Consider the following 24,927-nt stretch of genomic DNA (forward strand, 5'->3'; position numbering starts at 1 on the left):
CGGCGCCTCACGCGCCGGTCACGCCGGCCGGTGTACGGCCCTCCCGCGTCCAGGCCAGCAGTTCGTCCAGGGACCAGGTGGTGACCACCCGTTCGGGCGGCACCCCGCACTCCTCCGCCCGCGCGCACCCGTTGATCTGCCAGTCCAGCTGGCCGGGCGCGTGCGCGTCGGTGTCGACCGAGAACAGCACGCCCGCCGCCACCGCCCGGCGCAGCAGCCGCCGCGGGGGATCGAGGCGCTCGGGCCGGCTGTTGATCTCCACGGCGGTGCCGGACTCCGCGCAGGCGGCGAACACCTCGTCCGCGTCGAACTCCGACTCGGGCCGGCCCCGCCCGTTCAGCAGCCGCCCGGTGCAGTGCCCGAGGACGTCCGCGTGCGGGTCGCGCACGGCCTTCACCATGCGGCGGGTCATGGCGCGGGCGTCCATCCGCAGCTTGGAGTGCACCGACACGACCACCACGTCGAGCCGCTCCAGCAGCTCCGGCTCCTGGTCCAGCGAACCGTCCTCGAGGATGTCGCACTCGATGCCGGTCAGCAGCCGGAACGGCGCCCAGGTCTCGTTCAGCCCGGCCACCACGTCCAGCTGTTCGCGCAGCCGCTCGGGGGAGAGCCCGCGCGCCACCGTCAGCCGCGGCGAGTGGTCGGTCAGCGCCGCCCACGCGTGGCCGAGCGCGGCGGCGGTGCGGCCCATCTCCTCGATCGGGCTGCCGCCGTCGGACCAGTCGGAGTGCAGATGGCAGTCGCCGCGCAGCAGCTCCCGCAGCGCCTCGCCGCCCTCCGCGCGCGGGGCCTCCGGCTCGCTCTCCAGCTTCTCCAGGTAGCCGGGCGTCCGCCCGGCCAGCGCCTCGCGTGCCACCTGCGCCGTCTTGGGGCCGATGCCCTTCATCGACTCCAGCGACCCGGCCCGCTCGCGCAGCTCGTCGGCGCTCAGGTCGCCGAGCACCCGGGCGGCGGTGCGGAAGGCGCGGACCCGGTAGGTGGGCGCCTGGGACCGCTCCAGGAGGAACGCGATCCGCTCCAGTGCCTCGACGGGCTCCATCGGCACCTCCTCCCGCGACCTCCTCCGGCACGTCCAGGGTTCCCCAGCGCCCCGGGACCCGCACCCCGGGCCGGTCCGCTCCTCGCTCCAGCGCGTTGCGGCCTACCCTCTAGGCATGACCGAAATCGACAGCCCGCACATCGGCACTCCGCGGATCCTCGTGCTCCGGGTGCAGCCGGGCACGCCTCCGTTCCGGATCGTGGAGATCGACGGCCAGGTCGTCGGTGAGGCCAGGGCCGTCACCGACGTACTGGAGGCCGCGGCGGCCTTCGGCATCACGGTCCACGACCTGGACGACCCGGACGTGGTCCGCTGGGTGGGCGGGGACAAGTTCACCTGGACGGTGCACTAGGTAGGACGGGCCCGGGCCCTTCGGGGGCGACTCAGCCGACCGTCCACTTCTGGTTGGCGCCGCCCGAGCAGGTCCAGATCTGCAGCCGGGTGCCGTTGGCCGAGTTGTTGCCGGTGACGTCGAGGCACTTGTCGGCCTGCGGATTGACGATGTCCCGGGCGGCGGTGACCACCCATCGCTGGGCGGCGCTGCCGTTGCAGTCCCACAACTGGACCACCGTGCCGTCCGCCGTGCCGCCCGCGTTGACGTCCAGGCACTTGCCCAGCGCCCGGATCGTGCCGTCGGAGCCCACCGTCCACCGCTGGGCGGCGGTGCCGTTGCAGTCGTAGAGCTGTACGGGGGTGCCGTTGGCGGTGCCCGCCGCGGCGATGTCCACGCACTTGTCGGCCAGGCCCCGGATCGCGCCGCCGGTGCCTGAGTCGCTCGTCGTCACCGACACGTGGTCCACCACCAGCGACTGCGGGAAGACCGTGGAGGCGTCCGGGTCGCCGGGCCAGTAGCCGCCGACCGCCAGGTTGAGGATCAGGAAGTACGGCCTGTTGAACACCCACTGCTTCCCGCCCAGGTCGGCCGGGGTGCGCCGCTGGTAGACGTTGCCGTCCACCGACCAGGTGATCGAGTCGGGCGCCCAGTCGACCGCGAAGGTGTGGAAGCCGTCCGCGAAGGCCTGGCCGCCCGGCAGGGTGTAGCCGGCGCCGATGCCGCCCGCGCCCGAGTAGCCGGGGCCGTGGATCGTGCCGTGCACGGTGGAGGGTTCGAAGCCGACGTTCTCCATGATGTCGATCTCGCCGGAGTCCGGCCAGTTCACCGGGGTGCCGAGCATCCAGAACGCCGGCCACATGCCCTGCCCGCGCGGCACCTTCATCCGGGCCTCGACGTGCCCGTACTGCGCCGTGAACTTGCCGGAGGTGTTGAGGCGGGCCGAGGTGTACTGGCAGGTGCCGTACCAGCACTGGTAGTTGGCGGGGTTCTCCTTGCGGGCCGTGATGACCAGCTGGCCCTGGCCGTTCAGCGAGGCGTTCCGGTTGCCCGCGGTGTAGTACTGCCGTTCGTGGTTGTTGACGTTGTCGCCGGTCTCGATCTGCCACTTCGAGGAGTCGACGGCCGAACCGGCCGGGCCGTCGAAGGTGTCGGAGAACGTCACGGCGGCGGCCGCGGCGTCGGCGGCACGGGAATCGGGTTCCGCCTGTGCGGGGCCCGATACGAGGGACGCGGCGAGCCCCGCGGACAGGGCGGCGGCGAGGAGACATCTGCGGAGCAGGCGTGGACGGACCACGGCTCTCCCTTCCGTACGGCGCCCCGGGGAGGGGGCGCCGACCGAGGTGGGGGGTTGAGGTGTCGCCTCTTGATTCAAGTAGTGAGATAAGGGGTGGTCAATACCTTGGTACGGACCAGATGGTGCGGAGTGCCGAACGCGGCTCTCAGGTACGGGTCTTCGTCCTGCGGACCTTGCGCGCGTGCACCGCGCGGCTCATCCGCCGGCCCAGCAGCAGGTAACCGATCAGCGCACCGCTGGTGTTGAGGATGACGTCGTCGATGTCGAAGGCCCGCCCCGTGACCAGGGCGCCCTGCGCGAACTCCACCAGCAGCATCACCACCGCGGTCAGCAGCAGCACCTTCAGCAGCCCGCGCGTGCGCGGGGCGACGACCGGGACCAGCACGCCGAACGGCACGCCCAGCAGGATGTTCCCGCCGACCTGCTTGACGGCGTCCCGCAGCGCCGGCTGGTCCAGATAGGCCTTCAGTGAGCGCCCGGGATGCAGGTTGGTGTGCGTCAGCGCCTCGGACGCGGGGGAGGGGTTCAGGGTCAGCCGGGCCAGTACCACGGCGAACGCGACCATGAAGACGAACGCGCACAGTGTCGCCAGCAGGCGCAGCGGCAGCGGGAGCGGGCGCCGTTCGTGCTGGTCGGCGTCCTTGGCCTGCGCCTTGTCGGCGCGGGGGCGTGGCAGGAAACGCAGCCCTGAGGCGGCACGAGCCATTTGATTCCTCCAGTAGTCAACATCCCCGCGTCGCGGAGCTATTACCCCCCGAACCGCCGAGGATGCCCGGCGGTCCGGGGAACCGCTCAGGTCCCGTAGGCCACCCGCACCTCCTTGAAGCCGAGGGAGCGCAGCAGACCCTGGAGCATCGCCGTGGTGTTGCTCTCGGCGCGGGCCTTCAGCTCGCTGTCCTTGGCGGCGTCGCCGATGTGCCGGGCCGCGAGCTTCTGCACGGCCTGCTCGCTGTTCGGGTTGTCCGAGAACAGGTCGCCGAGACGGTCGAGGAGTCCGCGCTGCTTGGAGACCGCGTACGAGCGGTCGGGGTCCAGGGCCGGCTCGCCGAGCGCGGCGTGCGGCAGCCGCAGCGTGGCGGACGTCCGGTCGTCGTTGACCGTCACGTCGTCCTCGCCCACCTTCCCGAGGTCGACGTAGGCGTCGACGGTGCCCGCCCCGATGTACAGGGTGCGGGAGCCGCGGACGGCGTCGGGCAGGAACTTGGTGTCCTTCTCCAGGTCCACGACGACCTGGAAGTTGCCGGAGGCTGCCTCGTAATGGCTGATGTCCTGGATGGACTTGAGCAGCGCGGGCCCCGAGCGGTCCTTGGTCTCGGTGCCGAACAGGTCGTTCAGGCCCGGTATGACGCTCAGCCGGAGCCCCGCGAACAGCACGGCGAGGACCACCACGACCGCGGTCAGCACCTTCGCCCAGCCGGGCATGCGCCTCGCGGGCCTCTCGACGGGACGCGTGGGATTCTTGACGGGAGTCGTCATGGCGACGGCCCTCCTTCCTACTGACCCTGATGCCCCCCATCTCCTCTGCCAGACAGAACAGTTGGGGGACGCGGACAGGGGACGGGAGCACGGCGGGGCGTACGACGGCTCAGTGCTGCCGCTTCAGCGGGCGGTCCGTGCAGGGGCGGGACGACCACACCGCCTCCCCGTGGGTGAGTCCCGGCAGTCGCAGTTCGGCCTCCCGGACCCGCCGGGCCGGCAGCTCGCCGGTGAGGAGCCAGGCGGGGTCGCCGCCCGTCGTCCCGGTGAAGTCGGCGCCCAGCGCGGCGAGCCGGGCCGTCACCGCGGCCAGCGCGTCCGGCGGGATCTCCGCCTCGAAGGCGTGGTACGGCTCGTACAGCACGGTTCCCGCCCGGCGCAGGGCGCGGCGCAGCACGATCGGCGTCAGCCCGCGGAAGTCGGCGGCGGTGCTGAGCGGCGAGCTGAAACCGGAGCGGATCAGCGTCACCCGGCAGTCGGTGACCGCCGCCCCGGCCGGTCCGGTCAGCAGCGTGGCGTGGACGGTCTCCTCCACCGCCTGGTGGAAGGCGCGGGGGAGCGCGCCCAGCTCCGTCTCGTGGGCGAACACCACGCCCGAGCCGCGCGGACCCGGCTCGACCCGCAGCCCGACCGTCGCCCAGTACCGGGTGTGGTCGAGCCACGGCATCTCCTCCGCCGCCTCACCCGTCCCGGCCGGGCGCTCCAGGAACCGCACCCGGCCGGGCGTGAACTCCGCCTCGACACCGAAGTCCTCGGCCAGCGTCGCCGCCAGCACCTCCATCTGGACCTCGCCGTACAGCAACAGGGCCGTCGCGCCGGACGCCGCCGGGCGGGCGTGCAGCAGCGGGTCCTGGTCGGCCAGCGCGAGCAGCGCGGAGCGCAGCGGCGCCGCCTGCTCCGGGTGCCGCGCCCGGACCAGGGTCTGCAGCGTCGGCGCCGCGAACTGCGGCGCACGGTCGGTGAGGTCGCCGAGCCGGTCGCCGACGCGCAGGCCGCCCGGCACGGTGAGCGCGGCGATGTTCCCGGCGGTGAGCGTGGCGCCCCCGCCGACGACGTCGAGGCGGGTCACCCGGCCGGAGACCTCGGTGGTCCGGCCGTCGGCCTCGCGCCGCAGGAAGGTCAGCCGCCCGCGCGGGCGCACCTCACCGTCGTACAGCCGCAGGTACGCCGTCCGCCCGCCGCCCGGTTCCGGGCGCACCGCGAAGACCGTGCCGCGCGGCGCCACGGAGGCGTCCGGTGCCGGTGCGGCGGCCGCCGGGACCAGCGAGACCAGGCCCTCGACCAGCTCGGCGACGCCCTGACCGCCGAGCGCGGAGCCGTGGTACAGCGGGTGGAAGGAGCCGTCGGCGGTGCGGGCGGCGAGAGCCGTGGCGAGATCGTGCGCTGTCGGCTCGGGACCGTCGACCAGGGCCGCCAGGATGTCCGGATCGACCTCGGCGAGCGCCTCGGCGGTCCGCTCGTCCGGCGGGCGGGCCACGACCCGGGCGCCGACGGTGCCCGCGCCGGTCACCGCCGTCATCGGTGCGACGTGCGGAGTCAGCAGGCGCCGCACGTCGTCGAGCAGGCCCTCGGGCCGCGCCCCCGCCCGGTCGACCTTGTTGACGAACACGAGCGTGGGCAGCCGCAGCCGCCGCAGGGTGCGCAGCAGCACGCGGGTCCGCGCCTGCACGCCCTCCACGGCGGAGAGCAGCAGCACCGCGCCGTCGAGCACCTCCAGGGCCCGCTCGACCTCGGCGACGAAGTCGGAGTGTCCCGGGGTGTCGATCAGGTTGACCTGCGTGTCGCCGACGGTGAAGGCCGCGACGGCGGAGCGGATGGTGATGCCGCGGCGGCGCTCGATGCCGCCGTCGTCCGTGCGGGTGTCACCGGCGTCGACGCTGCCGAGCCGGTCGACCGCGCCGTGGTCGAAGAGCAGCCGTTCGGTGAGGCTGGTCTTACCGGCGTCGACGTGGGCCAGAATGCCGATGTTCAGGGTGTGCGTGGGGTGCATGCGTGGTCGCGTCCTCGGGAACCGTGGGCCGGAAGGGGCACTGGGGGATTCCGAGGAGTCGGCGCATGCGGGGGATCCTGACCTGAGAGGTCCGAGAGACCTGGGAGAACACGTACGGCGCCATCATGCCGTCGGCCGCCCGGGCCGCCGCAACCGGTTTTCCGTAAGCTGAGGATCCCGGCCGGACAGGATCACGCGAGGAGCGGTCCGTGCGAGACATCGCCGTGTTCAGCGGTAGTGCCCATCCCGAGCTGGCCGAGGAGGTCTGCGCACAGCTGGGGGTGCCGCTCAGCCCCACCCGGGTCAGCCGGTTCGCCAACGACTGCCTGGAGGTGCAGCTCCTGGCCAACTGCCGGGAGCGGGACGTCTTCCTGGTCCAGCCGCTGGTCAAGCCGGTCCAGGAGCATCTGGTCGAGCTGCTGCTGATGTGCGACGCGGCCCGCGGGGCGTCGGCCGGCCGCATCACCGTCGTCATGCCGCACTACTCCTACGCCCGCTCCGACAAGAAGGACGCCCCGCGCATCTCCCTGGGGGGCCGCCTGGTCGCCGACCTGCTGGTGGCGGCCGGCGCGGGCCGGGTCCTCGCGATGACCCTGCACTCGCCCCAGGTGCACGGCTTCTTCACGGTCCCGGTCGACCACCTGCACGCGCTGCGGGAACTGGCCGCGCACTTCCGGCAGTACGACCTGTCCCGCACCACCGTCGTCTCGCCGGACCTGGGCAACGCCAAGGAGGCCGCCGCGTTCGCCCGGATGCTCAGCGCCCAGGTGGCGGCCGGCGCCAAGCAGCGGTACGCCGACGACCGGGTCAGCATCAGCGCCGTGATCGGGGACGTCGCCGGGCGCGACGTCATCGTGCTCGACGACGAGATCGCCAAGGGCAGCACGGTGCTGGAACTCCTCGACCGGCTCCGGGAGTCGGGTCCGCGCACCATCCGCCTCGCCTGTACGCACGGGCTGTTCGCGGCCGGTGCGCTGGGGCGGCTCAGCGAGCAGCCGGACGTGCTGGAGATCGTGTGCACCAACACCGTGCCGGTGCCCGCCGACGACCACACGGACAAGCTGCGGATCCTGTCCATCGCCCCGGCGCTCGCCGAGGCCGTGCGCCGCATCCACAACGGCGAGTCGGTCAGCGCCCTGTTCGACGCGCGGCCGGCAGGCTGACGCCCAGCACCTCGTCCAGCGTCGGCCGGGGCGGCAGCAGCCGGGTCAGGCCGGTGATCCGCAGCATCCGCAGGGTCAGCGGGTGGGCGCACACCAGGTGCACCTGCCCGCCCCCGTCGAGCACCTGGCCGCGGGCCCGGTGGAGCAGCCGCAGTCCGGAGCAGTCGAAGAACTCGATCCCGCCGAGGTCGAGGACGACCCGGGCGCCGGGGCGCCGGGTCTCCCGGTCCAGGTGGGGTGTGATCTCCGCGGCCGACGCGATGTCGATCTCGCCATGGAACTCCAGCACCGTGTGCCCCCGGTCGCGGCGCACGCGCAGATGCCGGGTGGGCGACGCCGATTCCTGCCGCACGAGACTTGCCTCCAGCTTGTTCCGGCCTGCTTCCGGAGGGCTCAACCAGCCAGCCCGCACGAAAAGTTACCCCGATCGAGCGAATCTGAGCATGTTCGATTGACATATGTCATCGAAATCTCACAGCCGGGTCGATCAGTCGACCACGAGAACGATCTTGCCGGTGGTGCGGCCGGTCTCGCCGAGCGCGTGCGCCTCGGCCGCCTCGGCCAGCGGGAACGTCTTCTCGATCGTCGCCTTCAGCTTCCCGGCCTCGACCAGGGCCGCGATCGCCTTCATGTCGGCCCGGTCGGCGTCCACCAGCATCCGCACCGCGCGCACGCCGAGCCGCCCGGCCTCCTCGAAGAACTCGTCCGACCCGACCGGCAGGATCGACACCACCACCCCGCCGGGGCGCAGCACGCGCAGCGACCGCAGGGACGTGTCGCCGCCGATCGTGTCCAGCACGACGTCCACGTCCTTCACCGCCTCGGTGAAGTCCGTCTCCCGGTAGTCCACGGTCTCGTCCGCCCCCAGGGAGCGCAGGAACTCGTGCTTGCCCGCGCTGGCGGTGCCGATCACATGGGCGCCCCGGGCCTTGGCGATCTGTACCGCCACATGGCCCACACCGCCGGCCGCCGCGTGGATCAGCACCCGCTGCCCCGGCCGGACGTCGGCCCGCTCCACCAGCGCCTGCCAGGCCGTCAGCGAGACCAGGGGGAGCGCACCCGCCTGGACGTGGTCGATCCCGGCCGGCTTGTGCGTGAAGGCGCGAGCGGGAGCGCTGACGTACTCCGCGTGGGAGCCGTGGCCGAAGGGGTACGAGAGCATGCCGAATACCTCGTCGCCGGGCGCGAAGGCGGCCACGCCGATCCCCACCGCCTCCACCGTGCCCGAGACGTCCCAGCCCAGCACGAAGGGCGGCTCACCGAGGAAGCCGCCGTTCGCCCGGTGCTTCCAGTCGGTCGGGTTCACTCCGGCGGCGCGCACCCGCACCAGCACCTCGTTCGGGCGCGGCTCGGGGCGCGGGGGCCGTACTTCCTTCAGGACCTCGGGTCCGCCGAGGACGTCCTGGCTGATGGCGCGCATGGTGTTCATCGAGAACCTCGCAAATAGGGAGCGGTTCCAGGGGCACGGTCTGCAACCTCCGACGAGATCGTGTCATTCCCGGGGCGGCACGGCATCCGGATGCCCTGGTCGGCAGGGTGATTTGTCGACCTCGGAGCGCCCGGCGGGCCGTGACGGAATCCTCACTTCCGCCGGGGCGTGAAATTGATCTTTTAGGCGTCCCAGCCGCTAAGCTCCCGAACGGCGCTGCGAGTTGACGCGCACCCCCTGTTCGTACACCCCCCATGTTCGATCGTTTTGCTTCGAAGGATGCAGATGGAACTCGCCACTCCGCCGCCGGCGGCGCGGGCCCCTGTCGTCTGGTACAGCTGGTGGCTGATGCCACTGGGCCTGGGCGGCGGGACGGTGGCCGCCACGTTCATGAGCTCGGAGCGAATAACCGTCGCCGTCGCGGGTGCGGCGGCGACGGCCGCCGGCACCGTGTGCGTACGCCTCCTCCTGCGCACCCGGGCGTGGCTGAGCCGCTCCGAGAACGCCTCCCGCGCCGCGCGGTCCGAGGACTCCCAGCAGTGGCAGCAGCATGTGGCCGGCCTGGAACGCACGTACTCGGCCGAACGTGCCGGACTGGAGGCACAGCTCACCGAGCAGACCCAGACGTACGAGGACCGGCTGGCGGAACTCTCCCGGGCCTACGAGGACCGGCTCGCCGAGCAGGCCACGACGTACGAGACCCGGATCGCCGAGCACACCGGGGCCTGGCAGGAGCGGCTGGGCCACCAGCTGGCCGCGGTGGCCCGGCTCGCCGAGGAACAGCTGCCCGACGCGATGCGCGGGCTGCGCGCCGGCGAGGCCATCGACGACATCCTGCCGAGCGTCGAACAGTGCGCGAAGGTCGGCGCCGACCTCCAGGCCGAGCTGCGCAAGGTCCTCAGGACCGCGCTGATCGGGGTCGAGGCGGAGTTCGACCGCTCGACCTCCGCCGAACAGGCCGTCATCGGCGTCGGCAACCGCATCCACGTCCTGACCAGCAAGCTCCGCGGCCGTCTGCACGAGATGCAGGGCGAGCACGGACGGCTGCCCGCCGTGGCGCGGGGCCTGATGGAACTCGACCAGGCCATCGGCCCCGCCGACTGCCTCGCCGCCAGCATCGGTGTCCTCGGCGGCTCCGACCGCCCCGGCCGGCAGTGGCAGGAACCGCAGCGGCTGCTGAGCGTGGTGCGCGGCGGCATCGGCCGGATCAAGGACTTCCACCGCGTCCAACCGCACCACCTGCCCGAACTGGGCGTCGACGGCGGCCTGGTGGACCACCTCACGCTGATCCTCGCCCACCTGCTGGACAACGCCGCGCGCTACTCGCCGCCCACCGAGCCGGTGATCGTCTCCGGCAAGGAGGTGCCCAACGGCGTCGGCATCGAGATCCAGGACTCCGGCAAGGGGCTGAGCGAGGAGAAGAAGCGCGAGGCCGAGCAGGCGCTGGCGGGCACCTCGCCCGGTGCGGGACTCGGCGGCATCTCGGAGGACGCCAACATCGGCCTCCGCGTGGTCGGCGCCCTCGCCCGCCGCTACGGCATCCGCGTCACCTTCGCCGACTCGCCGTGGCTGGGCACCTCGGTCGTGGTCGTCGTACCGCACAAGTACTTCAGCCCGCTGCCGGTCGCGGCCACCACCCCCGCCGCGCCGCCGGAGCCCTCACCCGCGGCCACCCCACCCCCCGTCGCCGCGGCGGACCGGGCACCCGGACCGTCGACCGCCCCCACCCCCGCGGCGGACGACACCGTGGAGACCACGCCGGGGGGTCTGCCCCGGCGCAGGAGCAGGCGCGCCGAATCGCCGACCGGGCAGGCCGCAGATGGTCCCGCCGCGCACGCCGACCGGGCCGGATCCGCCGAACGGGCCCCGGTCTCCGCCGTGCCGCCGGACGAGTCCTTCGCCGGCCTCGCCGCCTTCGCCACCGCCGGGCGCGACCCCGGCGCCGGCCCCCGCGACACGACCACCGGTGGCACGTCCACCGCGCACCGTACTGAAGAGAGCGACTAGTCCGTATGACGCACCAGGGAACCGACGTGAGCTGGGCGCTCCGCGACCTTGTGGAGAGCATCCAGGAGATCCGCTTCGCCCTCGTGGCCTCCAGCGACGGCAAGGCCATCACCTCCTACGGCGCCGAAGACCCCGACGACGTGGACCGCTTCGCCGCCGTGGTGGCCGGGCTCCAGGCACTGGCCCAGCCGGTCGCCGAGCAGTTCCCGCAGCACGCGGGGCAGCTGCGGCTGGCGATGATCGAGGTGGACGGCGGGCACCTGTTCGTCGTCCGCGCGGGCCTGGAGACGTACCTGGGCGTCCTGGCCCGCGAGGGCCTCGACCAGGGACTGCTCGGCCATCAGATGCGCGACCTGGCCCGCCGGATGGGTGAACTCCTCGGCACCACTGTGCGCCAGGAGGAGCACTCTGGATGAGTGCTCCCCGCCGGCCCACCGATCCGTCCGGTCTCGAGCGCTACTACGTCCTCACCGGAGGGCGCAGCGGGCCGGGCGGTTCGGCGTCGACCCTCGACGTGGCGACCCTCGTCGTCTCCCGCGCCGTGCCCTTACCGGGCATGCAGCACGAGCACGAGGAGATTCTCCGGCGCTGCCGCGAACCGCTGTCGGTGGCCGAACTCGGCGCCCACCTGAACCTGCCCTTCAACATCCTCGCGGTGCTGCTGTCCGACCTGCTCCAGGCAGGGCGCGTCGAAGCCCGCGATCCCATCCCGGCCCACGACGCCGGCCGCGGGGCCGACCTCGCGCTCCTTGAGGAGGTACTCAGTGGACTTCAAAGGCTTTGACCGACCAGGGTCTCCGGCGGCCGGGGACACCCGCTCGGTGAAGGTGATGATCGCCGGGGGCTTCGGCACCGGCAAGACCACCATGGTCCGCTCCGTCAGCGACATCAAACCGCTGACTACCGAGGAGACCCTCACCCAGGCCAGCGCCGACGTCGACCACCTGATCGGCGTGGCCGACAAGACGCAGACCACGGTCAGCCTGGACTTCGGCAAGATCAGCCTCAACGACACGCTGATGCTGTACCTGTTCGGCACGCCGGGCCAGGAGCGCTTCTGGTTCCTGTGGAACGGCCTGTTCAAGGGCGCGCTCGGCGCGGTGGTCCTGGTGGACACCCGGCGCCTGGCCTCCAGCTTCCGGGCGATCGAGGAGATGGAGCGGCAGCGGGTCCCCTTCGTCATCGCGCTCAACGTCTTCCCCGACTCCCGTGACCACCCCGTCGAGGAGATCCGGGACGCCCTCGACATCCCGCCGCACACGCCGGTGGTCGCCTTCGACGCCCGGGACCGCGCCGCCAGCCGCGACGTGCTGGTCACGCTGATCCGGCACCTGAAGGACCGCTCGGCCGCCGCCCTGGAGCCCCGATGACCGACGACCACACGCCGTCCGCCCCCACGGGCGGCGGCTGCCCCGTCGCCCACGGCGAGGGCGCCACCCGGCTCTACGGACCCGGGGCGGCGACCGACCCGCACGCCATCTACGCGCGGCTGCGGCGGGAGCACGGCGCGGTGGCACCGGTACTGCTGGAGGGCGACGTGCCCGCCTGGCTGGTGCTCGGGTACCGGGAGAACCGGCGGGTACTGGACAACCCCCTCCAGTTCAGCCGCGACTCGCGGAGCTGGCGGGACTTCCGCGACGGCCGCGTCGAGGCGACATCGCCGCTGATGCAGATGGTGGGCTGGCGTCCCGACTGCGTCTCGCAGGACGGCGAACCGCACCGCAGGCTGCGCGGGGCGGTCACCGACAACCTGTACGCCGTGGCCGGCCGCGGCATCCGGCGCCACGTCACGCACTTCGCCAACAAGCAGATCGACGCCTTCGCCGACGCGGGCCGCGCCGACCTGGTCGCGGACTTCGCCGAGTACCTGCCGATGCTGGTCCTCACCCGGGTCTTCGGACTGGCCGAACGCGAGGGGCGCAGCCTCGCCGAGTCCTGCAACCAGGTGATCAAGGGCGGCGCGGACGCCCTCACCCACAACGAGCGCATCATGGGCATCCTCGGCGAACTCGCCGCCCGCAAGCGGGCAGAGCCCGGGTCCGACTTCACCTCCGGCCTCATCGGGCACCACTCCGGCCTCGACGAGGACGAGATCGTCAACCACCTGCGCCTGGTGCTGATCACGGCGCACACCACCACCAGCAACCTGCTGGCCCGCGCGCTCCAGCTCGTCCTCACCGAGACCGCCTGGCTGTCCGGCCTGGTCAGCGGGCAGCTGAACATGTCCGCGGTGGTCGAGGAGGTGATGTGGAACAGCCCGCCGCTCGCGGTGCTGCCGGGCCGCTTCGCCACCGCCGACCTGGAGCTGGGCGGCTGCCCGGTCAAGGAGGGCGACCTGCTCGTGCTGGGCCTCGCCGCCGGCAACCACGACCCCGAGATCCGCCCGGACACCGGCGTCTCGGTCCAGGGCAACGCCTCGCACCTCGCCTTCAGCGCGGGCCCGCACGAATGCCCCGGGCAGAACATCGGCCAGGCCATCATCGAGACCGCCGTCGACGTCCTGCTGCACCGCCTGCCCGGTCTGCGCCTGGCCGTGCCGCCGGACGACCTCACCTCCACGGCCTCCACCTGGGAGTCGCGGCTGGACGGCCTGCCGGTGGAGTTCGCCCGGTAGCCGCCCGCCCGCCGTACGCACCGCCGCCCGGCCCGGGGTCCCGGCCGGGCGGCGCGCGCGTCTCACACCGACAGCAGGTCGTCCACCGATCCCCGCCCGGCCAGTTCGGCGTCGGCCACCGGCCCCTCCTTGACCGCCGCGTAGCGGCCCGTGGTCAGCGCCCACTGGTAGTTGCCGTTGATCCAGTGCTGGATGGCCTCCACCCCCAGGCCCACCCGGGTCCGCTCGTCGGGGCCGAGACCCAGTTCGTCGCACATCCCCGGCACCCGCGCCTGGAGGGCGACGTACTCGTCGAGGCACGCGGTCGTCATGCGGTACGCCTCGGCGGCGGCCTCCTGCCACGAGCAGTCCCGTTGCCGGCGCAGGACCGCGATCAGGTTGTGGCCGTCGCCGCGGCGGCGTTCGCGCTCGAAGGAGTGGATGTCGTTCATGAACCCGATGGTGTCCGCGGCCAGGTCCCGCATCCGCTCCATCAGCGGGTGGGCCATCGCGGCGGCGGGCACCTCGAAGCCGCGGCTGCGCTCGCCCGCGTCGATGCTGTGGTGGATGCCGACGGTCCGGCGCCGGAAGGCGGCGTAGTCGTCCAGCGCCAGCGTGCCGTCCCGGCCGTGGGCCGCCAGGTCGACCTCCTCGCAGTGCGCCACCAGGAACCGGCCCCAGGAGGCGGCGAACCGCGACCGCCACGTCAGGGACATGCCATCCGAAATACGATCCCAGACCTCCGCCCAGGCCAGGGTGATGGGGCACTCCACCCGTGGTGGCGTCCCCGCCGGGCGGAGCGGCGTGGCGATGAGTTCCCGCGCCACCTCCGCTATGCGCTCCGCGCGGTCCGGCCGCCCGGCGTCGAACTGGTCGTCGAAGAGGAAGGCCAGGGAGAACCAGTTCATCAGCACGACCATGTCGTCCGCCGACGCGTGCGGGTACGTGCGGGCGGCGGCGTCGGCGAGATCCCAGGACCGGTACTCCTCGAACCCCGCCCGGCTGCGCACCAGTCCCCGTTCCCGCACCCAGCGCAGATGCCGCTCACGGGCGTGGGCCAGATGCGGGCTGACGGGGGTGTCGAAGGGGAGGTCGAAGCGGACGTCCTGAGGCATGTGCTTCCTTTCGGGAGACGGAACGCAGAGTCCCCCCGCCCTGCGGGCGGACGGTCGCCGGACCGCCCGCGCACTCGAACTCGACTTCACGGAGCGATAGTTGAACCGAGAAGCGCTACGAGGCTGCCCCGACCCTAAATGATCTACACGACGCCCGCTGGTGATCTTCGTTACTCCCGTCATAAGGCGGAGTGGCTCGTCGTGACGGAGCGTCAGGAGACCGTCGCCGCCGACTGAATCGGCCCCGCCGGGATATCAGCTAGGTAGAGGGCACGGAGCATGTCAGCCCCGCGCCCGGAATCCTTCGGAGGAGACATGGCAACGGTCAACGCGGGCGTCGTGGTACTCGACTGCGCCGAGCCCGAGAAGCTCGCCGAGTTCTACAAGGGCCTGCTGGGGGCGGAAGAGACCGAGGCGACCGCCAACCGGGTCGAGATCGAGGGCCCGCGCGGCTTCCGCATGGCCTTCCGGCGGGACGTCAACGCGACCCCGCCGAGCTGGCCCCGTCCCGAGAACTCCCTCCAGGTCCACCTGGACTTCGTGGTCTCGGAACTGGACGAGGCCGAACGCGCGATCGTGGGGCTCGGCGGACGCCCCCTGGAGGCGAAGGACCCGGCCGGTCCGCACGAGGAGCGCGGCTTCTCCGACCCGGCGGGGCACTCCTTCACCGTGCGCCTGTCCGCCGCGCCGACGGCACCCAAGCAAGGCTGACCACAGCCTGCCGGGTGCCGTCGCGGGGGAGCGGGGGAGGAGGGGACTGCGACGCGGTCAGTCCCGTCCGCCCTTGTCGACCGGCCACACACCGGTCGAGCGCTCGATGGCCTTGGCGCCCGTACGGTCCACGGCGCTGCGCACCGCCGCGAAGATGGCGCCCTGGATCGCGGCGGCCAGCAGGATCTCGCCCCAGCCGCGGTCCGGGTCCAGGGCGTCGGGCGCGTCGTCCTCGTGCCGGATCAGCTTCCAGGTCTTCTGGAACGCCATCCCGGCCAGCGTGCCGCCCACCCAGCCGAGCGCGAACCCGACGGGCTTGTAGGCGAGCGGGAGCTTCTTCTTCTTGGGCTTCGCCATGCGTATCTCTCCTTGCGTCGGATGCGTGGTGTGTGCCGTGTGCGGAAGGGTCAGGGCCGGCCCGGTACCGGCACCTCCTCGTCGGCCCGGACGGGCCCCGGCGGAGTGCCGTCACCGAACGGCCGCCCGCCCAGCTCCTCCCGGTGGTGGGGCGTGAGCCAGCCGGCGAGGTCGGGGCCCAGGGGCACGATCGCCGTCGGATTGACGCCGGTGTGCACCTGGTAGTAGTGGCGCTTGATGTGGTCGAAGTCGACGGTGTCCCCGAACCCGGGCGTCTGGAACAGGTCGCGGACGTAGCCCCAGAGCACCGGGTGCTCCGCCAGCTTCCAGCGGTTGCACTTGAAGTGGCCGTGGTAGACGGCGTCGAACCGGACCAGCGTCGTGAACAGCCGGATGTCGGCCTCGGTGAGGGTGTCACCGACCAGGTAGCGCTGCCGCTCCAGTCGGGCCGCCACCTGCTCCAGCCGCCGGAACACGCCCGCGCACGCGGCCTCGTACTCCTCCTGGCCGGTCGCGAAGCCCGCCCGGTACACGCCGTTGTTGACGTCCTCGTAGACGCCGGCCATCACCTCGTCGATCTCGTCGCGCCGTGACTCGGGATACAGGTCGGGCGCGCCCGGCCGGTGCAGCGAGGCCCACTCGGTGGCGAGGTCCAGGGTGATCCGCTGGTAGTCGTTGGTGACCAGCGCCCCGGTGGGCACGTCCACGATCGCGGGCACGCTCACCCCGCCCGGATAGCCGGTCTCCCGCCGGTCGTAGGCCTCGCCCAGGTAGCGGATGCCGAGGACCGGGTCACGGCCGTCCGGGTCCAGCGTGAACCGCCAGCTGCGGTCGTCCTGGATCGGATCGGCGACGGCCAGCGACAGGGCGTCCTCCAGGCCGAGCAGCCGCCGGGAGACCAGGGCCCGGCTCGCCCACGGACAGGCTCGGCTGACCACCAGGCGGTACCGGCCGGACTCCACCGGCCAGCCGTCGCGGCCGTCCGCGGTGATCCGGTCCGCGAAGTGGCTCTTGGACCGCTTGAACGGCTTCCTGCCGTACCCGCTGTTGCCCGGCGTCCCGCCGTCACCGCTCATCGGCCTGCCTCCAGTCTTTCGGGTGCCCTGGTGGACGCGTTCCCCGTTTTCGGCCGTCGGCACTGGTCGGCCACCCACAAGGCGGGGTGTGAGTCCTGCCGCCACGGGCATGCGGCCCTTCGTGACTGGGACAGCCGCGCAAGAGCAGGCAGGCCGGACGGACGACGGGGCGGACCGCGAGAAGGGTGACGGAAGCGGTGACGAGAGCCGTGACGGGAGGAACGTGAGCGCCGAGACCAAGGCCGACCGCAAAACACGGGTGACCGTGCTGGTCGCCCTCGCGGCCAACCTGGTGATCGCCGTCGCCAAGGCCATCGGCGGGTTCCTCGCGGGATCGCCCGCGCTGCTGTCGGAGGCCGCGCACTCGGTGGCGGACAGCATGAACGAGGTCTTCCTCCTCGCCGCCCTGCGCCGCAGCCGCCGCCCCGCCGACCGCAAGCACCCCTTCGGCTACGGCAAGGAACGCTTCTTCTGGTCGCTCCTCGCCGCCGTCGGCATCTTCGTGATGGGCGGCTGCTTCTCCTTCTTCCAGGGCATCGAAGCCCTGCGCACCGGCGCCGACGAGGACCTGGGCGGCTACGTGGCCGGACTGGTCGTGCTCGGCCTCGCCCTGCTCGCCGAGGGCGGCTCCCTGCTGCGGGCCCTGCACCAGGTCCGGGGCCAGGGCGGCATCGCCACCGGGCTGCGCGACCCGGCCCTGCGCACGGTCGTCGCCGAGGACGGCACCGCGGTGCTCGGCGTGACCCTCGCCATGACCGGCATGGTCCTGCACATGGTCACCGGACAGGTGGTCTGGGAGGCCTGCGCCTCGCTCGCGATCGGCGGGCTGCTCGTGTACGTGGCCTACCGGCTGGGCCGCGAGGCCCGCGACCAGCTGATCGGCGAGGCCGCCGACCCCGAGGCCAGCGGCCGGATCTGCGCCCTGCTGGAGGCCCAGCCGGAGATCGACACCGTCGAGGCCCTGTTCACCATGAAGACCGGCCTCGATTCCACCCTGGTGGCCGCGCGCGTCGACCTGATGCCGGGCATGGACAGCGAACGGGTGGAGGAGGTCGCCGTGCGCATCAAGCGCTCGATCGCCCACACCGTTCCCGAGGCGGGAGAGATCTTCCTCGATGTCACCGACCGCCCCGCGCGCGAGGCAGCGGAAAGCCCCGCCGCGACGGGGGAACGCGGCGGGGCCTGACCCTCGGGTGCCCGGAACCCGGCGCTCCATGCACGCCAACGCCGGGAATCCGGTGCGCCCGGATCAGCTTCCGTCGGCCGGCTCCAGGACGAAGACGGGGATCTCCCGGTCCGTCTTCTTCTGGTAGTCGGCGTACGGCGGATAAGCCGCGACGGCACGCTCCCACCACTCGGCCTTCTCCAGGCCGGTGACCTCACGGGCCGTCATGTCGCGCCGCACCGGGCCGTCCTGCAGTTCCACGTGGGGGTCGGCCTTCACGTTGAAGTACCAGACCGGGTGCTTGGGGGCGCCGCCCAGGGAGGCCACCACGGCGTACGTGCCGTCCTGCTCGACGCGCATCAGCGGCGTCTTGCGGACCTTCCCGCTCTTGGCGCCCCGGGTGGTCAGCACGATCACGGGCAGGCCCGTGTTCTGCAGGGTCGTCCCTTTGGTGCCGCCCGAGCTCTCGTACAGCTCGACCTGCTCGCGCACCCATTTCGTCGGGCTGGGTTCGTACTCGCCGTCCAGAGGCATGTGTGCATCCGTTCCGTCGTCGCTCAGTCGCTCAGTCGCTCAGTCGCTCAGTCGCTTCGTCGGGCCGACCGGCCCGGTGTGCGCCACCGACCGGTGCGGACCCGTCCCATCCATACCGCATCCTGCCCCCGAACCACCGGGAACCGTGCCGCCCGGCCAGATCCGGCGGGCGGTCGGCGCCCCCGGACGGCCCGATCGCGCCACGAACCCGGCCGGCCCGGCCCCGCGGGGCCCGAGTGGCGCCCCGCACCCGGTGATCCCCGGCCAGTCTGTCCCCGTCACCGATCTGGCCGAACTTGGCGTCGCCGCATAGATGCCCGAGGCATCTAATGAAGATCGGCACGACGCACTCTTCGTCTGCGAGGTCTCCCATGACGGACACGGACACCACACACCCCGTCGCCTTCCCGCAGGACCGGACCTGTCCCTACCACCCGCCCGCCGCCTACGACCCGCTGCGCGCCACCCGTCCGCTGGCCCGCGTCACCCTCTTCGACGGCCGCCCCGCCTGGCTCGTCACCGGACACACCACCGCCCGCCGGCTCCTGGCCGACCAGCGGCTGTCGACCGACCGCACCCGCGACGGCTTCCCCGCCACCTCGGCGCGGCTCACCGCGGTACGGGGCCGCAGTCCCGCCCTGCTCGGCGTCGACGACCCGGAACACCGCGCCCAACGCAGGATGGTGATCCCGGAGTTCACCCTCAAGCGCGCCGCCGCCATGCGCCCGCGCATCCAGGAGATCGTCGACGAACGGCTCGACGCGATGGTCGCGCAGGGCCCGCCCGCCGACCTGGTGCCGGCCTTCGCGCTGCCGGTGCCCTCGATGGTGATCTGCGCGCTGCTCGGCGTCCCCTACGCCGACCACGACTTCTTCGAGGAGCAGTCCCGCCGGCTGCTGCGCGGCCCGCGGCCCGCGGACACCCTAGAGGCGCGCGACCGACTGGAGTCGTACCTGGGGGAGTTGGTCGACCGCAAGCGGAAGGAGCCCGGCGAGGGTCTGCTGGACGACCTGGTCCGGCAGCAGCTGAGCGAAGGGGCCCTGGACCGGGACCAGTTGATCGCCTTCGCGGTCATCCTGCTGGTCGCCGGTCACGAGACCACCGCCAACATGATCTCGCTCGGTACCTTCACGCTCCTGCGGAACCCCGGGCGCCTGGCCGAACTGCGCGCGGATCCCGGACTCCTGCCCGGCGCGGTCGAGGAGCTGATGCGGGTGCTCTCGATCGCGGACGGACTGCTCCGGACGGCCGTCGAGGACATCGAGGTGGAGGGGCAGACCATCCGGGCCGGTGACGGGGTCGTCTTCTCCACCTCCGTCATCAACCGCGACGAGACGGTCTACCCCGAGCCGGACGCCCTGGACTGGCACCGTCCGGCCCGCCATCACGTCGCCTTCGGGTTCGGCATCCACCAGTGCCTGGGCCAGAACCTGGCCCGCGCCGAGTTGGAGATCGCCCTGCGCAGCCTCTTCGAGCGGCTGCCCGAACTGCGCCTGGCCGCCCCGGCGGAGGACATTCCCTTCAAGCCGGGCGACACGATCCAGGGGATGCTGGAACTGCCCGTGGCCTGGTAGGAGGGTCCGCACATGCACATCGGTATCGACCAGGACACCTGCATCGGGGCGGGGCAGTGCGCCCTGACCGCCCCGGAGGTCTTCACCCAGGACGACGACGGCTACAGCGCGCTCCGCCCCGGCCGGGAGGACGGGGGCGGCAGCGCACTGGTGCGGGAGGCCGCCCGCGCGTGCCCCGTCGGCGCCATCACCGTGTCGGAGCGGGTGGGCTGACACCGCGCCCGCGCGGGCCGGGGATCACATGTAGATCGTGGACAGGACGATGTCGTCCACTCCGGTGATCCCGGTGATCCCCTCGTCGCCGGCCGCGGGGTCGACGTCGAACACGATGTCGTTGTCGCCCCAGCCGGCGGTCGCCACGTTCGAGATCTTGACACCGGAGGTCGTCTTCCAGGCGACGTCCCACATCACCAGGACGGCGCCGAACGCGGTGCAGTGGAGGTCGCCGTAGGCCCGGGCGGTCCCGTCCTCGTTGACGCACACGGTGATCGTTCCGTAGCCCTTGCTCACCTTCTGGGTCTCGGTCACGCAGCCGGGCGCCGCCGACGCGGTGGCGCCCGACGCGGTGGCGCCCGGCGCGGTCGCCGCCGAGGCCGCGGGCGCGGCGGCGACGGACATGCCGCCGAGGAACACGGCGGCGAGGAGGGCGGAGGCCAGTTTCTTCACGGGATGCCTTTCACCGGACGCGACAGGGTCGCCGAAAAGCTAGCCGTGGGCGTTATCGGCGGAATATCGGGGCCGGGGTTCGAGCCCGCACGAAGACGTACGCTCGCCCTGATACGGATGATCCCCACGACAGGAGCAGCAACGATGCAGTACGTGAAGCTCGGTTCGACGGGCCTGGACGTGTCGCGGATCTGCCTGGGCTGCATGACGTACGGAGTCCCGGACCGCGGCACGCACGAGTGGACGCTCGACGAGGAGGCCTCGCGTCCGCTCGTCCGGCAGGCGCTGGAGGCCGGCATCACCTTCTACGACACCGCCAACGTCTACTCCGACGGCACCAGCGAGGAGATCGTCGGCAAGGCGCTGCGCGACTTCGCCCGCCGCGACGACATCGTGCTCGCGACCAAGGTCAACGGCCGGATGCGGCCCGGACCCAACGGCGCAGGGCTGTCCCGCAAGGCGATCATGACGGAGATCGACCACAGCCTCCGGCGGCTGGGCACCGACTACGTCGACCTCTACCAGATCCACCGCTACGACCCGGACACCCCGGTCGAGGAGACGATGGAGGCCCTGCACGACCTGGTGAAGTCGGGCAAGGTCCGTTACATCGGGGCCAGTTCGATGTACGCCTGGCAGTTCTCCAAGATGCAGTACACCGCCGAGCGGCACGGCTGGACGAAGTTCGTGTCCATGCAGAACCACTACAACCTCGTCTACCGCGAGGAGGAGCGCGAGATGCTGCCCCTCTGCGCGGACCAGGGCGTCGGCGTGCTGCCCTGGAGCCCGCTCGCCCGGGGCAGGCTCACCCGCGACTGGGACACCGCCACCGAGCGCAGCGCCACCGACAACTTCGGCAGCACCCTCTACCAGGAGGGCGACCGAGCCGTGGTCGAGGCCGTCACCCGCATCGCCGGCGAGCGCGGAGTGCCGCGCGCCCAGGTCGCCCTCGCCTGGCTGCTGCACCAGGACACGGTGACCGCGCCGATCGTCGGCGCGTCGAAGCCGGGCCACCTCGACGACGCCGTGGCAGCGGTGGAACTGACGCTCAGTGAGAAGGAGACCGAGGAGCTGGAGCGCGCCTACGCGCCCCACCCGATCGCCGGCCACTGATCCTGGCACGGGCGACTCAGGGGCCCGTGCCCGACTCCAGGGCGGTGACGGACACCGACGACTCGTCGCCGCCCACCGGGACCTCGCCGGCCGTCCACTTCACCTTGAGGGGGTCGTGCTCGTCCGGCGGGGTGACGAGCAGGGCCGCCGGGGTGGCCGTGCGGGCGCCGCTGATCTGCGGGCTGGAGAACGACAGCCCGGCCCAGGCGCTCTCGCCCGGCGTCAGCGTGACGGTGCGCGGGGAGGCGGGCCTGCGTTCCGGGTCCGGGCCCAGCTGCTTGCCGGACGCGTCCACGAAGGCGGCGCCGGGATGGCCGTACAGCGTGCAGGTGCGGTCGGCGGTGTTGGTCAGCACCACCGGGAAGTTCCGCTGGCCGGCGCCCGGGTCGACGCGGCCGACCGTGGCGCGCAGCTCGGAGGTGTGGCAGCGGCCGTCGGTACGGCCCGAGGCGGAGGCCGACCCCGCGGTGTCGCTCGGCGCGGTGCCGACCGCGGGCGCGGTGTCGGTCGCGGTACCGGGGTCCGTCTCGGCCCCCGTCTCGGCCCCGGGGTCCGTGCCGGTCGTGCGGGCGGACTCGGAGGGCTGCGGGGTGCTCGACGTACCGCTCTCGGTGCCGCAGGCGCTCAGCAGGCCGAGAAGCGCGACCCCGCTCGCGAGCAGGGCCGTCCGGCGCAGTGGCTGGGACGTGTTCGCCATCGCTTTCCACACTCCCGTCAGGTCTCGCGCACAGCGCGGCCCGACGCGGCGCCGTACGCCCTGTTCCTGCGAGTGTCCCGTCACACCGCCCGGGAAACGGGGGGCCTCATTCCTCGTCGAGCAGCCCCAGCTCCGCCCAGATCGTCTTGCCGTCGGTCGTGTGCCGGCTGCCCCAGCGCTGGGTGAGCTGGGCCACCAGCAGCAGGCCGCGCCCGCCCTCGTCCCAGGTCTTGGCCCGGCGCAGGTGGGGCGCGGTGTGGCTGGTGTCGGAGACCTCGCAGATCAGCGTGGCCGCGTCGTGGATCAGCCGCAGCCGGATGGGCGGGGAGCCGTACCGGATGGCGTTGGTGACCAGTTCGCTCACCACCAGTTCGGCGGTGAAGGACGCCTCCAGCAGGCCCCAGGTGGACAGTTGTTCGAGGACCTGCTTGCGTACCGGGGCGACCAGCGAGGGGTCGGCGGGGATGTCCCAGGTGGCGACCTGCCCGGCGGGCAGCCCCCGGGTGCGGGCCAGCAGCAGCGCCACGTCGTCGGCCGCGCTGCCCGACGGGAGCAGGGTGCGCAGCACGCGGTCGCAGGCGACGTCCAGGGAGTCGGCGGGGGCCGACAGCGCCTCGCGGAGCAGCGCCTGGCCGGCGTCGGCGTCCCGGTCCCGGCTCTCGATCAGGCCGTCGGTGTAGAGCGCCAGCACGCTGCCCTCGCGCAGCTCCAGCTCCGCCGACTCGAACGGCAGCCCGCCCACGCCCAGCGGCGGCCCCGAGGGCAGCTCGACCAGCCGGGGCGGTCCGTCGGGCGGTACCAGGACGGGCGCCGGATGCCCGGCCCGGGCCAGGGCGCACTGCCGCGAGACCGGGTCGTACACCGCGTACAGGCAGGTGGCGCCGACCTCGCCCGCGCTGTCCTCGCCGGACTCCTCGGAGAGCCGGACCACCAGGTCGTCGAGGTGGGTGAGCAGCTCCTCGGGCGTCAGGTCGATGTCGGCGAGGGTGCGGACGGCGGTGCGCAGCCGGCCCATCGTCGCCGACGCCTGGATGCCGTGGCCCACGACGTCCCCGACGACCACGGCCACCCGCATCCCGGACAGCGGGATGACGTCGAACCAGTCGCCGCCGACCCCCGCGCGGGCAGCCGGCAGATAGCGGGAGGCCGCCTCCACCGCGGCGGTGGGCGGCAGCCACCGGGGGAGCAGGCTGCGCTGGAGGGTCAGCGTGGCCTCGCGCTCGCGGGAGTAGCGGCGGGCGTTGTCGACGCAGACGGCGGCGCGGGCGCTGACCTCCTCGGCCAGCAGCACGTCGTCGTGGGTGAACGGGTAGGGGCGCCGGAACCGGGTGAAGACCGCCACGCCGAGGGTGGTGCCGCGGGCCTGGAGCGGCACCGACATCACGGAGTGGACGCCGAACTCCCGCACCCGCTGGAGCCGGACCGGGTCCCACTCCAGCCAGTGTTCGAGGTCGCCGAAGGTCTCCGAGGCCACGATCGCCTGCCCCGAGAGCAGGCACTCGGCCTGCGGCGAACCGGCCGGGTAGACGTCCAGTTCGCCGGTCTCGGCCACCGCCGGCGGGTGGTCCGGGGTGACCGACCGCTGGGCCGTCCTGCGCAGGGCCACCGGCGGTTCGACCACGGTGGCGGGCTCGCCGCCGTTCTCGCGCGGGTCCAGCAGGTCGACGGTGACGAAGTCGGCGAGCGCGGGCACGCACACGTCCGCCAGTTCCTGTGCCGTACGGGTGACGTCGAGGGTGCTGCCGATGCGCACGCTGGCCTCGTTGACCAGTTGCAGCCGCTCCCGGGCGAGGTGCTGCTCGGTGACGTCGTGGGCGCTCACGCAGACGCCGATCACGCGGCCGTCCGGGGCGGTCAGGGGTGCGACCCGGGCGTTCCACGCGTGGGCGCGGCTCTCGCCGACGGCCCTGAGGTGGGTCTGCATGTCGGACCGGCGGCCGGACTCCAGGACCTGCCGCATGTGCCGTTCGAGTTCGCTGTTCTGCCGACGGCCGCTGATGTCGGTGGCCCGCAGGCCGCGCAGCCGGTTCTGCGGCAGTCCCACCAGCTGTGCCATCGCGTCGTTGACACCGCGCAGCAGGAGCCGGTCGTCGAAGATCATCATGGCGCAGGGCGACTGCGTCAGCGCCGCTCTGACCAGCGGGTCGTCCGCCGGTTCGGTGCCCGCCTCCAGGGCTGCCACGGCGAGCCAGGTGTCCGGCGAGTCGTCCTGCGGCGGTCTGCGGTGGGCGAGCACCCACACCGACACGGTGTGCCCGTCCCGGTGCCGCAGCGCCAGGGTGCCGCTCCACTGGTCGTCGTCGCGCCCCGGGGGAGTGGGCTCGGCGCCGTCGGCCAGCAGCGCGGCGGCGGGGCGTCCGACGACGTCGGCGGCGGGGTGGCCGAGCAGCAGGCGGGCGCCCTCGTTCCACTCCCGCAAGGTGCCGGAGTCGTCGACGACGACGCGGGCGGTGGCGGCATCGTCGAACGGGTTGACCGGACTCATCGTCGCCACTCCATTGCGCACACCCACAGTGAACAGCGCGTCACCTGCTTCCCAGCCTAGTGCGTCCGGGCCCCGTGCGGACCCGAACCACCGGGCCCACGCGGCTCCA

General features: G+C 72.6%; 26 protein-coding genes. 12 read left to right on the top strand and 14 right to left on the bottom strand.

Features of this window, described 5'->3' with window-relative positions; translation table 11 throughout:
• Window positions 1-7: 7 nt before the first annotated feature.
• Window positions 8-1,039: a PHP domain-containing protein gene (locus ACFC1X_RS14505; RefSeq protein ID WP_376352919.1), complete on the bottom strand. Its 1,032-nt coding sequence runs from the start codon at window positions 1,037-1,039 to the stop codon at window positions 8-10.
• A 115-nt stretch (window positions 1,040-1,154) separates the two neighbouring features.
• Between ACFC1X_RS14505 and ACFC1X_RS14510 the strand changes: the two genes are divergently transcribed.
• Window positions 1,155-1,391, top strand: a complete 237-nt coding sequence (locus ACFC1X_RS14510; RefSeq protein ID WP_114529664.1) for a hypothetical protein — start codon at window positions 1,155-1,157, stop codon at window positions 1,389-1,391.
• Window positions 1,392-1,422: 31 nt separating this feature from the next.
• On the opposite strand, the gene ACFC1X_RS14515 is transcribed toward ACFC1X_RS14510, so the two are convergent.
• The 4 genes from ACFC1X_RS14515 to otr(A) form a co-directional block, all read right to left on the bottom strand.
• Window positions 1,423-2,667: a ricin-type beta-trefoil lectin domain protein gene (locus ACFC1X_RS14515; RefSeq protein WP_376352922.1), complete on the bottom strand. Its 1,245-nt coding sequence runs from the start codon at window positions 2,665-2,667 to the stop codon at window positions 1,423-1,425.
• A 145-nt stretch (window positions 2,668-2,812) separates the two neighbouring features.
• Window positions 2,813-3,373, bottom strand: a complete 561-nt coding sequence (locus tag ACFC1X_RS14520) for a VanZ family protein (protein ID WP_376352925.1) — start codon at window positions 3,371-3,373, stop codon at window positions 2,813-2,815.
• A gap of 86 nt (window positions 3,374-3,459) precedes the next feature.
• The gene (locus tag ACFC1X_RS14525) at window positions 3,460-4,143 is read right to left on the bottom strand and encodes a DUF4230 domain-containing protein (RefSeq protein ID WP_376352928.1); all 684 of its coding nucleotides are present in this window, start codon (window positions 4,141-4,143) and stop codon (window positions 3,460-3,462) included.
• Window positions 4,144-4,252: 109 nt separating this feature from the next.
• The gene (gene otr(A), locus ACFC1X_RS14530) at window positions 4,253-6,133 is read right to left on the bottom strand and encodes a tetracycline resistance ribosomal protection protein Otr(A) (RefSeq protein WP_376352931.1); all 1,881 of its coding nucleotides are present in this window, start codon (window positions 6,131-6,133) and stop codon (window positions 4,253-4,255) included.
• A 209-nt stretch (window positions 6,134-6,342) separates the two neighbouring features.
• Between otr(A) and ACFC1X_RS14535 the strand changes: the two genes are divergently transcribed.
• Entirely contained in the window at window positions 6,343-7,296 is a 954-nt protein-coding gene (locus ACFC1X_RS14535) for a ribose-phosphate diphosphokinase (RefSeq protein WP_376352934.1), read from the top strand.
• Here ACFC1X_RS14535 and ACFC1X_RS14540 read toward each other — a convergent pair.
• Together ACFC1X_RS14540 and ACFC1X_RS14545 are read right to left on the bottom strand one after the other, a co-directional pair.
• Entirely contained in the window at window positions 7,262-7,648 is a 387-nt protein-coding gene (locus tag ACFC1X_RS14540) for an anti-sigma factor antagonist (protein WP_376352936.1), read from the bottom strand. The genes ACFC1X_RS14535 and ACFC1X_RS14540 overlap by 35 nt on opposite strands.
• Window positions 7,649-7,783: 135 nt before the next feature.
• Complete coding sequence (locus ACFC1X_RS14545) at window positions 7,784-8,725, bottom strand: NADP-dependent oxidoreductase (RefSeq protein ID WP_376352939.1); 942 nt, start codon at window positions 8,723-8,725, stop codon at window positions 7,784-7,786.
• A gap of 285 nt (window positions 8,726-9,010) precedes the next feature.
• On the opposite strand from ACFC1X_RS14545, the gene ACFC1X_RS14550 reads away from it, so the two are divergent.
• From ACFC1X_RS14550 to ACFC1X_RS14570, 5 genes are read left to right on the top strand one after another with little or no spacing between them, the layout of a single operon-like run.
• The gene (locus ACFC1X_RS14550; protein ID WP_376352942.1) at window positions 9,011-10,732 is read left to right on the top strand and encodes an ATP-binding protein; all 1,722 of its coding nucleotides are present in this window, start codon (window positions 9,011-9,013) and stop codon (window positions 10,730-10,732) included.
• Window positions 10,733-10,737: 5 nt separating this feature from the next.
• Window positions 10,738-11,148, top strand: coding sequence for a roadblock/LC7 domain-containing protein (locus ACFC1X_RS14555; protein WP_064731137.1), 411 nt, complete (start codon window positions 10,738-10,740; stop codon window positions 11,146-11,148).
• Complete coding sequence (locus ACFC1X_RS14560; protein ID WP_376352945.1) at window positions 11,145-11,516, top strand: DUF742 domain-containing protein; 372 nt, start codon at window positions 11,145-11,147, stop codon at window positions 11,514-11,516. Before ACFC1X_RS14555 ends, ACFC1X_RS14560 begins: the two co-directional genes overlap by 4 nt.
• Complete coding sequence (locus ACFC1X_RS14565; protein ID WP_376352948.1) at window positions 11,497-12,102, top strand: ATP/GTP-binding protein; 606 nt, start codon at window positions 11,497-11,499, stop codon at window positions 12,100-12,102. The genes ACFC1X_RS14560 and ACFC1X_RS14565 overlap by 20 nt, the downstream gene beginning before the upstream one ends.
• A complete protein-coding gene (locus ACFC1X_RS14570) occupies window positions 12,099-13,346 on the top strand; it encodes a cytochrome P450 (RefSeq protein WP_376352950.1) in 1,248 nt (415 codons plus the stop codon). The genes ACFC1X_RS14565 and ACFC1X_RS14570 overlap by 4 nt, the downstream gene beginning before the upstream one ends.
• 62 nt (window positions 13,347-13,408) lie before the next feature.
• Here the strand turns inward: ACFC1X_RS14570 and ACFC1X_RS14575 are convergent, their stop codons facing one another.
• The gene (locus tag ACFC1X_RS14575) at window positions 13,409-14,440 is read right to left on the bottom strand and encodes a 7-epi-alpha-eudesmol synthase (protein WP_376352952.1); all 1,032 of its coding nucleotides are present in this window, start codon (window positions 14,438-14,440) and stop codon (window positions 13,409-13,411) included.
• A gap of 315 nt (window positions 14,441-14,755) precedes the next feature.
• Here ACFC1X_RS14575 and ACFC1X_RS14580 point away from each other — a divergent pair, with 315 nt between their 5' ends.
• A complete protein-coding gene (locus ACFC1X_RS14580; RefSeq protein WP_376352955.1) occupies window positions 14,756-15,151 on the top strand; it encodes a VOC family protein in 396 nt (131 codons plus the stop codon).
• A gap of 57 nt (window positions 15,152-15,208) precedes the next feature.
• Here ACFC1X_RS14580 and ACFC1X_RS14585 read toward each other — a convergent pair whose 3' ends face one another.
• Together ACFC1X_RS14585 and ACFC1X_RS14590 are read right to left on the bottom strand one after the other, a co-directional pair.
• Window positions 15,209-15,508 carry a DUF4235 domain-containing protein gene (locus ACFC1X_RS14585; protein WP_122615220.1) on the bottom strand — a complete coding sequence of 100 codons (300 nt, stop codon included), beginning with the start codon at window positions 15,506-15,508 and terminating at the stop codon, window positions 15,209-15,211.
• 50 nt (window positions 15,509-15,558) lie between these two features.
• On the bottom strand, window positions 15,559-16,584 hold the full coding sequence (locus tag ACFC1X_RS14590) for a glutathione S-transferase family protein (RefSeq protein WP_376352958.1): 1,026 nt from the start codon (window positions 16,582-16,584) through the stop codon (window positions 15,559-15,561).
• Between the two features lie 109 nt (window positions 16,585-16,693).
• Between ACFC1X_RS14590 and ACFC1X_RS14595 the strand changes: the two genes are divergently transcribed.
• Complete coding sequence (locus ACFC1X_RS14595; protein ID WP_376353069.1) at window positions 16,694-17,770, top strand: cation diffusion facilitator family transporter; 1,077 nt, start codon at window positions 16,694-16,696, stop codon at window positions 17,768-17,770.
• 63 nt (window positions 17,771-17,833) lie between these two features.
• On the opposite strand, the gene ACFC1X_RS14600 is transcribed toward ACFC1X_RS14595, so the two are convergent.
• Window positions 17,834-18,283 carry a nitroreductase family deazaflavin-dependent oxidoreductase gene (locus ACFC1X_RS14600; RefSeq protein ID WP_376352960.1) on the bottom strand — a complete coding sequence of 150 codons (450 nt, stop codon included), beginning with the start codon at window positions 18,281-18,283 and terminating at the stop codon, window positions 17,834-17,836.
• Between the two features lie 371 nt (window positions 18,284-18,654).
• On the opposite strand from ACFC1X_RS14600, the gene ACFC1X_RS14605 reads away from it, so the two are divergent.
• A complete protein-coding gene (locus ACFC1X_RS14605; RefSeq protein WP_376352963.1) occupies window positions 18,655-19,857 on the top strand; it encodes a cytochrome P450 in 1,203 nt (400 codons plus the stop codon).
• A 12-nt stretch (window positions 19,858-19,869) separates the two neighbouring features.
• Window positions 19,870-20,070: a ferredoxin gene (locus ACFC1X_RS14610; protein WP_376352966.1), complete on the top strand. Its 201-nt coding sequence runs from the start codon at window positions 19,870-19,872 to the stop codon at window positions 20,068-20,070.
• Window positions 20,071-20,094: 24 nt separating this feature from the next.
• Here ACFC1X_RS14610 and ACFC1X_RS14615 read toward each other — a convergent pair whose 3' ends face one another.
• On the bottom strand, window positions 20,095-20,523 hold the full coding sequence (locus tag ACFC1X_RS14615) for a hypothetical protein (RefSeq protein ID WP_376352969.1): 429 nt from the start codon (window positions 20,521-20,523) through the stop codon (window positions 20,095-20,097).
• A 144-nt stretch (window positions 20,524-20,667) separates the two neighbouring features.
• Between ACFC1X_RS14615 and ACFC1X_RS14620 the strand changes: the two genes are divergently transcribed.
• Entirely contained in the window at window positions 20,668-21,636 is a 969-nt protein-coding gene (locus tag ACFC1X_RS14620; protein ID WP_376352972.1) for an aldo/keto reductase, read from the top strand.
• 16 nt (window positions 21,637-21,652) lie between these two features.
• Here ACFC1X_RS14620 and ACFC1X_RS14625 read toward each other — a convergent pair whose 3' ends face one another.
• Both ACFC1X_RS14625 and ACFC1X_RS14630 read right to left on the bottom strand, forming a co-directional pair.
• The gene (locus ACFC1X_RS14625) at window positions 21,653-22,333 is read right to left on the bottom strand and encodes a DUF4232 domain-containing protein (protein WP_376352974.1); all 681 of its coding nucleotides are present in this window, start codon (window positions 22,331-22,333) and stop codon (window positions 21,653-21,655) included.
• Between the two features lie 106 nt (window positions 22,334-22,439).
• Complete coding sequence (locus ACFC1X_RS14630; RefSeq protein WP_376352976.1) at window positions 22,440-24,818, bottom strand: SpoIIE family protein phosphatase; 2,379 nt, start codon at window positions 24,816-24,818, stop codon at window positions 22,440-22,442.
• Window positions 24,819-24,927: the final 109 nt, after the last annotated feature.

It is taken from the genome of Streptomyces sp. NPDC056128 (assembly GCF_042263835.1).
Classification (GTDB): domain Bacteria; phylum Actinomycetota; class Actinomycetes; order Streptomycetales; family Streptomycetaceae; genus Streptomyces.